This window comes from Natrinema hispanicum (assembly GCF_900111485.1).
Taxonomy (GTDB): domain Archaea; phylum Halobacteriota; class Halobacteria; order Halobacteriales; family Natrialbaceae; genus Natrinema; species Natrinema hispanicum_A.
In genome coordinates, this window is record NZ_FOIC01000055.1 from 1 (window position 1) to 10,835 (window position 10,835).

General features: G+C 54.0%; 7 protein-coding genes and 1 pseudogene. 7 read left to right on the forward strand and 1 reads right to left on the reverse strand.

Annotated features, from left to right (window positions below; genetic code table 11):
• Window positions 1-1,579: 1,579 nt before the first annotated feature.
• A complete protein-coding gene (locus BSG09_RS21045; protein WP_175542268.1) occupies window positions 1,580-2,005 on the reverse strand; it encodes a hypothetical protein in 426 nt (141 codons plus the stop codon).
• Between the two features lie 658 nt (window positions 2,006-2,663).
• On the opposite strand from BSG09_RS21045, the gene BSG09_RS19225 reads away from it, so the two are divergent.
• The 7 genes and pseudogenes from BSG09_RS19225 to BSG09_RS19255 form a co-directional block, all read left to right on the forward strand.
• Window positions 2,664-4,400, forward strand: coding sequence for a M48 family metallopeptidase (locus tag BSG09_RS19225; protein WP_092936007.1), 1,737 nt, complete (start codon window positions 2,664-2,666; stop codon window positions 4,398-4,400).
• Window positions 4,401-4,561: 161 nt separating this feature from the next.
• Window positions 4,562-5,236: a hypothetical protein gene (locus BSG09_RS19230; RefSeq protein WP_092936009.1), complete on the forward strand. Its 675-nt coding sequence runs from the start codon at window positions 4,562-4,564 to the stop codon at window positions 5,234-5,236.
• Between the two features lie 252 nt (window positions 5,237-5,488).
• Window positions 5,489-6,421 (forward strand): ABC transporter ATP-binding protein, encoded by a 933-nt coding sequence (locus BSG09_RS19235; RefSeq protein ID WP_092936011.1) that lies wholly within the window; start codon window positions 5,489-5,491, stop codon window positions 6,419-6,421.
• A complete protein-coding gene (locus tag BSG09_RS19240) occupies window positions 6,418-7,389 on the forward strand; it encodes an ABC transporter permease (RefSeq protein WP_092936013.1) in 972 nt (323 codons plus the stop codon). The genes BSG09_RS19235 and BSG09_RS19240 overlap by 4 nt, the downstream gene beginning before the upstream one ends.
• A gap of 191 nt (window positions 7,390-7,580) precedes the next feature.
• On the forward strand, window positions 7,581-9,584 hold the full coding sequence (locus BSG09_RS19245; protein ID WP_343124083.1) for a hypothetical protein: 2,004 nt from the start codon (window positions 7,581-7,583) through the stop codon (window positions 9,582-9,584).
• 90 nt (window positions 9,585-9,674) lie between these two features.
• Entirely contained in the window at window positions 9,675-9,974 is a 300-nt protein-coding gene (locus tag BSG09_RS19250; RefSeq protein ID WP_092936017.1) for a hypothetical protein, read from the forward strand.
• A 664-nt stretch (window positions 9,975-10,638) separates the two neighbouring features.
• Window positions 10,639-10,835, forward strand: a pseudogene (locus tag BSG09_RS19255) (transposase); the annotation flags it as partial.

The window sequence follows — 10,835 nt, forward strand, 5'->3', positions numbered from 1 at the left end:
AGAGTCGGAGGTATCGTGGTACTCGCTTTGAACAGTCAGCACAGACACACTCTTCTGGAATGTGCGTTCACCGACTGCCTTTTCGGATATTGCCTCGTTTCGTGGGCGGACAGGCCGCCTCCGAAGGACGGTTCGGAATCCGATCCATTCCGACCGATTCCTACTCTATAGTGGGTTGCCTGTCACTTAAACATCACCATGGGAAACTCGGAGGTGGCATTTGAACGGTGGGTTGTTACCACAAGTGACGGCGCGTATCCACGCCGTGAACGGCGTGGTATTGCGGCTGTTCAGCCTATAACGCCAGCGTGCTGGTTGGGATGTCGCTCTCGCCATATATCGGGGGGACGTGTTGAATCGCCGCCCAGAATCCGGCGACGAGGACGAACAGCAGTGTGATAGCGAGTAGAACCCCTGATCGGACGGAATCCTGAACGTCCTTTCTGATTATCGCACTGAGTGACATGTATTGGTGGTTTATCCAGAGCAGCTAATGAATGTGATGCGCGGATTCCGCGCTTCGGGCCGTCTCATCAGCCGGGAGAACGATCTGATCGCGAAGCGTGTTACCGTCGAACAGAAGTCAGTGAGAAGTCGCTCGCTCAGGCTCGGCTGTCACCGCTGGAGACAGCCAGCTTTCGCGAGCGATCTTCAGATAGTTCTGTCTGACAGTATGTGTCTCGGGCGAGGAATGGACGGAGTTGGCGAATCGAATTGTCGAACTGGCACGTGCGCACTACCGGCCATTAAGTACCGGCCAGACGGTCGTACCCTACGACATCGGGGAGTCGTGACCGCCCGACGATTGGCATCTCGATGGGGTTGCGGGTGAAAGCGCCCGTCGACGCAACTGTGATGGACGTGAAGTGGATCTTTGAGGAGAAGAAATCGTGGACCTCGAAACGCTGTACGGACTCTATGAGCAGAGCGATCCACCCTCAACAAGGAGTTCCTCACCGGCGAGAAGGTCTTGTTTGACATCCTTCTCCGCCTGAACAGTAGTTGAGATTCAGAATTCAGAGAGTTCGTTGAAGCACGACGAGATCGATAAATCCAGCTTGAGCGGGTGGTTCAAGCGAAGATGTGAGCAGACAGCAGCGGCTGAGACAAGTGATTTGAACTGATAGAGAGTCTCGCCAGTACGAGGGGCGTGCTGACCCGGGCTAGCAAGTCGCTTCTGTTCGCGGTGTCGGTCGTCCTGTGAACTCATGGCCGGGTTCTTTTTCGCCTACTCGCTGAGCGTGGTGCCGGCGCTCGAGACTCTCTCGGCGTCGGAATACGTAACGGTATTGCAGCTCTTGTGTAGCACATTGTTGATGCGGAGCCGTCCTGTGATTCTGCAGCGAGTGCAATAGATCGCGAACTTGCATCTCAGTGGCTCTGGCGGACAAGTCTTGACTCGAGCCGACGACGGGAAACTGTATCAACAACCTCCGCCACAAGAGCGTTGCAGGAGATCAATGCCTAAAGTAGCATGTCATAAAACCGGTCACACGCCTATTGACTCGTAGGGAATGGTAAGAACAGATCAACCACGTACCGCTCAAAACTCGCTCAGACAGTATCGTATCTTGAACAGTTACTCTGCCACGTCAGTATGACAAACAGCGTTACGAATTGGACATTCCGAATTATGCGTCGAAAATGACGGACGGTCTTTGCGTATATCGGCTATAACACCCAGACAGTCTTCATAGTCTGAAGTAGTGAGACGATTCCATTTCCCATCCACATGGCGGACCATCACCGTCAAGGGAGCATCCGGCCAGACACAATCGAGCGTAACCATATTCGGGTCCGTCAGAATCACATGGGACTCCAGATATGCTACTTCATCAGTGTCCTCCCGTTCTATTCTAACTTTCACCGTTACAGGGTCGCTAAAGGGGTTTATCAAATGCAGACTCTGCAACGTTGCATATGCATCTCCACCAAGAGATAGACAGCCTGCCGTGGCGACAATTCCGCCACTCGAGGCAAGAGCAAGAAACTGGCGTCTTTTCATACCAGACTGCAACTATTGTCTAATAAATATATTCTATGATCAAGGTCCGATATATTTGCATACGTAGTTACCGGTTAGTACAGGTGAAGTACATGCCGTTCGGTAGAGGGACGTGCGTACCGTTCAATACAGAAATTTGACCGAATACTATACGAGATTCTCTCTAATTCGACGGAAAATAAGCACTACAGCTGTTGAAATAGCGACAGTATAAATCAAACCCAAAATAATGAGGAGGAGCCAGCAGCCACCGTCGTTGCAAATTCGCAGAGATAAACCATTTATAATAAAGTCCATAGTCCAGAGCGAGAGTACCAACGGGGCTGTACGGACGGGTTCTAATCCCCAGATTAGACCGATGCTTGTGATGAAGAGGAGAATATCAGCGAGGATACTGATATGATCATTCAGCTTTTGATACATACTTTTGAAAATGATTTACTACATATATGTTTTCTGTAACTGTGTTTGGTTCGCACGTGTAGCGGCCAGTAGTTCCGACATCATAAGTGTATAAAAAAGAAGGTTTCAACAGGGCCATAGTTTGCAATTGGTCGGGTATCTATTTGCCACTCGAGGTTAATCCTTGAAACGACATGCATTATTTTGGTTCCCCTATAGCCCGTCCGGTTCTCAATTACTCGAGGTGAAATCCGTCATGACGTCGCTTCCAACTCGTGCTGGCCTTTTTGTCCGGACAGTCATCGCCGGTGTTAGCTGTCTGTTCCTCTCAAGTGGTGTCGTCGTCGCTGTCCTCTTGTTGATTGGCGTCCCGATCTACGCTGGGGTTCACTACGGCGTTGAGGTACTTTCCTCACTAACGATCCTCTCTGATTCTGATTTCCGTCTCGCCGCCGGGCCGCTCGCTGTAGCGCTCGTGGTTGCGGTCGGGATGCCTTGTTTGGCGGCCGTTGAATTGTCGCTGCGGACCGTCCGTACCGCTCGCGAGCGCTCCGCACCGGCTGGTGCACTTGCCCAGGGGATTGTCGAACTCGCCTCGTACGTGCTGTTGCTTTCGTCGTTACTGATTGTGCTAAGTACTCTGCCGTTCCTTCGTTCAGCACTGCCTCTTCCACTGTTCGGGCTCTTGGTCCTGGTCGGCTTCTTTTACTTGCTGATGGCTGGGTACCTCTGGGCTGCCCACGAATGGATCCGTTCGAAAGACGAGGTGAACGATGAACGCACGACTGGCGGTAATTGGCTTGTTATCGGGATTTTTATCGTCGGCTACCTCAGTATAGCCTCTTGGGTTGGGTTCGGATTGATCGTTGTCGCCGCACTTGTCTGGCTCGTTTTCGGATCGATCATCGTTCCCAATCATGTCGATAGGGTGCGAGACGCCATCGAGCGCCGCGCCGCCGAAATCACCGAGGAGGAACCTGTCGACCCAACAGCCACCTACGGCATCACGGACGAGGTCAAATGGGTGCGTACCAGACTTGAGCAAACTACGGCTCTGCGACCGACCCTTCTAGTGAGCGTCACTGGAATCGTCATAGTTGGAGCTAGCTACTGGGCAGCGACTCTCGTATCAGTCGAAACTGTTGTCGTCTCAGTGGCCGCCATGAGTGCTGTCGCGTTCGTTGGCATCCACGTCGGCGCTACAATCCGCACAGAGTTTACAGGCAACAACGCTGTTCTCCGAGATCTCGAGGACCGATTCGATCTCGAGGCGCTCACGGTCACGGACATCGAGTCGGTCGATCAGATTGATGGTACAGCGGGATCTACCTCTGACTCTGACCGGAAAGTCGATGTGAATGCATCCCTCGAGTCGATTGTCACTCGACTCGCTGGTCAGGTCGACCTGCCGCCGCCCGAGATTCAAGTACTCGAGCACGGTACACCCGTCGCGCTGACAGTGGGCTATCGCCCCGCTGTCTCGACACTTGTTCTCTCTAGGGGGTTGATCGAGACGCTTGAATACCACGAACTTGAGGCTGCTATCGCTCACGAACTCGCCCACGTTGCCAACCGAGACGCCGCGGTGCTCACTGCGCTATCGGCGCCCAGTGCTGTTGCACGACTCGCTCGTAGTCGATACGGCTACAACCCTGTCGTCGAACCACTAGCAATGTTGGTTGGAACCATCAGCCGGTGGTACGTCGCTCTCGTCTCCCGTGGCCGAGAGTACGCTGCCGACGACGGCGCGGTCGCGATTACCGGCGACCAAGCTGCACTCGCAAGTGCCCTTGAGTCGCTTGATGCTGATCTCGAGCGTCGCCCATCGACGGATCTTCGCGAGCGGGATACGGCTACTGCGTTCGCTATTGTCCCGCCACCGTGGGAGAAACATCCATTCTTTGATCGGACGCGACGATTTATTGCGCGTCGGGTCTTCGGTACGCATCCGCCAACCGAGAAGCGCATTGACCGGCTTCGAGCTCAAGTGTGACCGGCACTTGACTCGAATTGACAGCTATATCTAACAAACCATGATTGAAACAGAGAGTGTCATACAACGGTTCTCATACCCATCTTTTGCCTCTTCTATAGTACCTTTGACCACCATCCTGCGGCACAGTGCTTATTGTCAATCCAGACTAGTGTATACATATGGCCTCCGGTCTCGGTCACACGGTTCGTAAGCAGCTGACGGTCAGACATGTCCTCACGATAATCGCGTTTCTCGCCATCGTTTACGGCGTGACCCGAGATGTCAATACCCTCATCGTTGTTGTGATCGCCCTTGGGCTAACTGAGACGATCCAGATCTTGAAAGACACACCATCGATCGACAACCGGTGGATCCATGTCGGAATCGGGATGTTCGTTGCAGCCGGGAGTCTGGTGTGGGTCGGGTACGAATTCACGGTCACGGCCACGACCGGGGGTCCAGTGTGGTTCCCTGGACTGACGTTCCTTGCTGGTGTCTGGATTCTTCTTGATGCGCGCAGAGATTTTGTCGAGGGCCAGGATAGTGATCCGCATCAAGACCTGGAAGCGAGTGAGGTGATGTTAATACTCAACCATGCACATCTCGTTGCTGAAGAGTTAAAATCCGGTCCCAAAACCGTTCCAGAACTCGCTCGAGAATGTGACCTCACGGAATCACGTGTTCATGACGTGCTCGAGTTCGCCACGGATGACAGGATGATCTACCGGATTGATGATTCAGAGAGCAGTCCAGAACGGTATGCACTCGACGAGTCGAAAGTCGGTGGTGTCGCATTCGTTCGCTCAAACGGCAAGCGTATCGTGCGACGACTACTGCGACCCTTCCAACCGTGAACTTCCACAGCTTACTCACTGTCGTTGGGTTGGTCCATGTCGAAAGAGGGTGGTGGTGTTCAAAGCATCGCTCACGTGGTGGAAGAAACACCTGTGCTGACTTCTCGTCCATCGTGAATATCGCTATAAATACAACACGATAATATTCGGGCTGGATTTAACTGTTTTAAAACAGTTAAAATTACTGTTCAGGATTATCTGAATGAGAAATCAGTTAAAAGACTTACAATAAACTGCTACCCGTATACGGGTATGCCAGCTATTACAGTCGACAATCTGACCAAATCATTCGGTCAGACCCTCGCACTGGACGACCTCTCCTTCCGGGTCAAAGAGGGTGAAGTGTTCGGCTTTCTTGGTCCCAACGGTGCCGGCAAGTCGACGACGATCAATATCGTCTTGGATTTTGCCCGACCGACCGATGGCTCAGTCAGCGTCCTTGGTATGGATGCACAACGAAACAGTCGGGACATTCGGCAGCGAACCGGTGTCCTTCCTGAAGGTGTCAAAACCTACGACCGCCTGACCGCCCGCCAGCACCTCGAGTTTGCGATCAACTCCAAGAACGCCAACGACGAGCCCGAAGCGCTGCTCGAGCGTGTTGGCCTCGAGGATGCGATCGATAGGAAAGCTGGCGGCTTCTCGAAGGGGATGTCCCAGCGGCTCATGCTCGCGATGGCGCTGGTCGGCAAACCGGATCTGCTCATCTTGGACGAGCCCTCGACCGGCCTCGACCCGAACGGCGCCCGCGAGATGCGCGACCTCGTCCGCGAAGAGAATGAACGGGGCGCGACGGTTTTCTTTTCGAGCCATATTATGGAGCAGGTCGAAGAAGTCTGCGACCGCGTCGGCATCCTCCGCGACGGCGAGATGGTTGCCGTCGACTCTGTCGAAGGACTACGCGACTCCGTCTCTGGCGGCACGTCACTGCGCGTCACCGTCGATCGGATCGACGATGCCGCCCTCCAAGCAGTTCGTTCGCTCCAAGACGTCACTCGTGCCACCGTCAAGGGTGAAGACCCGCCAACGATTGTCGCCTCTGTCAACGGCTCGAAGACAGCCGTCCTCTCGACGCTCGAGGACCACGGTATCGAGATACAGGACTTCCAAACGACTGAGTCTTCGCTCGAGGACGTCTTCCGGTCGTATACTACGGGCACAAGACCGGAGGTGCACGCGCAATGAGTACCGAAACCGATGCCGTGAGTGAGCCGACCGACAGCGGGTCGACCTCGAGTAGGATCCATCTGGGGAGCATCCTCACGGTCGCAAAGAAAGACTTTCAGGATGCAGTTCGCTCGTGGCTCTTCTGGGGGCTGAGCGTGCTTTTCTTCCTGCTACTGGTCGGGATCGCGGGAGCGCTGTCGTACTTCGGCGAGGATATCGCAGCACAGGGAGCGACGACCGATGCGCTCGTCTTCCTCGTCAGCCAGGTCACCAAGTGGATTGTACCGCTGATTGCGCTGATTCTGGGCTGGAAGTCGATTGCTGGTGAGCGAGAGTCTGGAAGTGTAAAAATCCTCCTTTCACTGCCTCATTCGCGAAAGGACGTCGTTATCGGAAAACTACTCGGCCGCTCAGCCGTGTTGTCGGTGTCGCTGACAGTCGGGTTTGTCCTCGCGGCAGCCCTCGTTGCCGCATTTCTCGGCGGATTCGATATCGTCGACTACGGCGGCTTATTAGTCATGTCGATGACTTATGGGATGGCCTACACGAGCATCGCCGTCTCGCTCTCGTCCCTGACGCGCTCGACGACCATTGCTGGAGCTGCGATGTTCTGTGTTTTCCTGCTTTTTTACGTTGTATGGAACAGTCTCGGAGTTATATTTAGGCTGCTCGGTGAGCGAGAGTTCCTTTTCTTCGATACCGTAACGTACACGCAGGAGTTTCAGGGGCAAGAAATGATGGCAGAGCGGCGGCAAGACTGGACGTACTTCATCACAAATCTCGATCCTGGCCAGGCATATAACAGAGGTTTGACATTCCTCACCGACGTTGATCTGCTCGAGCAGGGATCGACCACCAGTGCACAGATGTTCGGCGGCGAGCTACCAATCTATCTCAATGATTGGTTCTCCTTCATGATTCTGCTGTTTTGGATCGTCGTGCCGCTCGGGATCGGACTCTATCGGTTCGATCGTGTCGACATCTGACTCTCCGTTTCTCGACGGTGGAGAAGTGCATCGGTAGCGTGGCACTGCCAGCAGTCTCTCGTGGAACGGAATGGTAACACGTAACTCACCCGCCACAACAAGCCGCTGCGTGTGGGAAACCGCGACTTTCAGGGGGTGTGAATGTCACCATATCTTAACTTTTATAACTACGCGGTTGAACGTCCATTCACATGTCATCAGTATTGAAATCGCTAGCGAAACTGCGATCGACGGACGGCTTCAGGGCGTTTCTGGCCGTGTGCATGGTCGCAGTCGTTGGCGTTGCAACGATCGGACTCCCGGTCGCCTTCGGCGGTGCGACGACGACTGCCCAAGCGACTGAGCCCTCCCCGGAGTTCGAATCGTACGATTCGATCACACAGGTCGACTCACAGTCTGAGCCGGCCGATGATATCTATCTTGGCGACAACGGAAGCGCCGTCCTCCACTATGAGAATGACTCCGAGGACCTCGATAAGATCGACGTGGGTATGGACGTCAGTGAAGGTCTGGTTCACATGCTTGTCGTTGATGACGTCGAGAACCCAAACAAGGATGTAGAATCAGCGAACTTCTCGACGATCCTCAACCAGCAGGGCCTCTCCGGAAACGGATCGATGGTCATGCAGCAGCCGGACGATCTCAAAGATCTCACTGTCGACGTCTCTGGTGAGGTCTCTGAGGACGCCAACGAGTTCAACGCGGAAATGTCTGGGTCGTTCAACGGCGAGAATACGAGTGCTGGGACAGTCAGTACAAGCGGTAAAATCGCCGCGACTGCAGACCGATTCGAGACGAACGGTGAGGTGTCCGCCGAGACGGACACCATGGGTAGTGGGTCGAACATGTACGTCGATGCGGCCGTGACGGAGACGAAGAGCGGCTACACGGTCAACGTTGCCCAAGAACGGAACCTGTCCCAGTGGACGGCGAGTCAGTGGGAGACACGAGATCAGGCTAAACAAACGCTTCAGGGCCAGTATGGGATGCTCGCTACGAGTCTCAACGGGACTAGCGAGATCGAGATCACGAACTACGACTTCCAGAACCAATCAAGCGGCCAGTCCCAGCTCGAAATCGCGTACACCGTTACGTACACCGGAATCGACAGCGGTATCGAAGAGCAGCTGACCGACCAACTGGTGTCCGATGAGTCAGCCGATCTGACCCGCTCGGAAGCACGGGAAATCGCGACCAGTATCACTGAAGTTAATCTTGAGACGATCTCGTTCATGGTGGACGTGAACGAGGGCTCGGTCGACGCCGAATGGGATATTGCGATCGCGAACTACGACGAACTGACCCTCGCGATGTTCGATCTGATGGAAGCAACTGATACGACCGGTCAGCTTCCTCAAGAGCAACTCGAGAATGCGCGAAAATCCATCGAGGCTCAGCAGGCGGCGAACCTCGAGTCGACGTTCACCTGGGACGGGTCGGTCGAACAAACGCCGTCCGGTGACCTGTCGTTCAACGCGACGATGACGGGTGATACCAAAAACTGGGACGCCTATATCGACGAACTCGAGTCCAACGACGTTGAGCCGCCGAACGACGTCACGTTCGATCTAACAGCCGAAACCGACGGTGACAAACTCTCGATGGACGGGGAATTCAAACTCGAGTCAAAAGATCTGGCTGGACAGACGATCAAGAGTTGGGCACAGTCGATCCAAAACAGTCAGTCGTCGACGACTATGTCCCCGAAAACAGAAGAGTTCGTGTCGGCGCTGAACGAATCCGAACTCAAGGTTGCTCGCATCGACGCCGGGCTCACGGACGGCACGGTGCGCGTCGAAGCCGGCGCACAGTTCGAAAACATGAGCGAGATTACTGACACAGTCAGTGAGAGTCTGTCCGTCAGTGGCGTTGCGACCGAACAGCACAACGAGACAACATCGATGTACGTCTACGTCGACGACATGGACGGGATTGACACCGCCTCGGCAACAAAGGCAGATCTCGAGCAGTTGAGCGTGGTCGGGCCCGAGACGACAGTCCACCAGGCCGGTGAGTGGGAGGACGACTTCCCACGACCCGATACTGACGCGATGAGTGAATTCCTCGAGACTAAGACCGAAGACGCCGCTAAAGACGACGAGAACGCGGATGGCACACCCGGCTTCGGGATCGGGGCTGGACTCGCGTCGATTGCAGGACTACTGACGACGCTCGTGCTCCGACGGCGAGCATAGGCCGATCTCATCGATCGCACGAACGGAAGTACCGCTCGAGAACGTGTTAACACACGAACTATTTTAATTTCGAGCGAGAATACTCTCTTGATGCCCTCCAGTATCAACGAAGTCGTGTTTAGTAAGCCGTCTGGCCGCCCTACGGCGTTAGTTCAGTTCGCTGGATCGCTTATTTTCCTGGGGCTTTACATACACTCTTGGATTGAGGGCAACGCTGACTCAAGCAACTGGTTGCTTATTATGATTGTCGGGTCCGCGTTGGCTGGTATTGCCGAGTCCCTTCCAGAGAATCGGCGACAGACAGCCGGCGCATTACGTCTAGCAGCAATCCTCGTATTACTGTATCTCATCGCTGCCATGATCTTCACTCCTGAGACCATCATTAGATGACCGCCAAGACTTTCGCTCATCCCGATAGATCATAACGTCATGCCCGCTCTGTTGATCCACTGATCGCTCACACATACCGCTGAGATGTGGGTTTTGGGCTGTTGCTTCCTGACATCACGCGATGTTACAATCTATCGGGAAGAGCGTCTTTTTCAAACAGCTTCTCTGAGGACAATCGTAACGGGTGTCAGCTGTATGGTGGTTTATAGAATTTGAGATCCCGAAGTTGTGGACGCTACCCCGTGCAGAAGTTGAGACTGGTCTTCTCAATGCATACGGTTCCGGATTCAGATGGCCGCAGCGGCTCTGTCAAAATCCGAAGGGTACTCTTCGGTCAGTGCAGGTCAAGTAGTTACGGAGCAGCGGTGAATTAGCTGGTTCGTCTCTTGTAGCTTCTTCGAAGTTTTGGATACATCAAAAACCATATGACTATCATTAGCACACAGTTGAATAGCCAGATAGGGTCAGTGAATAAATCACGAAGAAACACGGAGGGAGCACGTTTGAGCAAAACTGCTCCAAGAGTGCCGACAGCTATGAGGCCTGTTACATATATAATGATATAGCCTGTTGCACGAGTTCGAAATTAGCTCAGGTATGTCCAAGAGATATCACTACGAGCTAGAATAATCACTTTAACTAGATTAGAAGCCGGATCGATGGTATGCACACACAACGATCCGACACCAGTAAGAACACCGCCGCTTCGCATAAGGCCACCGTTCGTCAGTTCCTTCGAGCCCACGATGAGGTCGCTTCCAAAGACGAGCTCCGCGCCGGCACCGACGTGCCGGCGTGGTATATCGACCAAATCGCCTCGACAAACACCTTCTACACCTCCCTGAACCACAACGGTCAGTA

Coding starts and splice junctions, on each gene's coding strand:
- BSG09_RS21045 (WP_175542268.1), bottom strand. CDS start 2,005: ATGAAAAGACGCCAGTTTCTTGCTCTTGCCTCGAGTGGCGGAATTGTC.
- BSG09_RS19225 (WP_092936007.1), top strand. CDS start 2,664: ATGACGTCGCTTCCAACTCGTGCTGGCCTTTTTGTCCGGACAGTCATC.
- BSG09_RS19230 (WP_092936009.1), top strand. CDS start 4,562: ATGGCCTCCGGTCTCGGTCACACGGTTCGTAAGCAGCTGACGGTCAGA.
- BSG09_RS19235 (WP_092936011.1), top strand. CDS start 5,489: ATGCCAGCTATTACAGTCGACAATCTGACCAAATCATTCGGTCAGACC.
- BSG09_RS19240 (WP_092936013.1), top strand. CDS start 6,418: ATGAGTACCGAAACCGATGCCGTGAGTGAGCCGACCGACAGCGGGTCG.
- BSG09_RS19245 (WP_343124083.1), top strand. CDS start 7,581: ATGTCATCAGTATTGAAATCGCTAGCGAAACTGCGATCGACGGACGGC.
- BSG09_RS19250 (WP_092936017.1), top strand. CDS start 9,675: ATGCCCTCCAGTATCAACGAAGTCGTGTTTAGTAAGCCGTCTGGCCGC.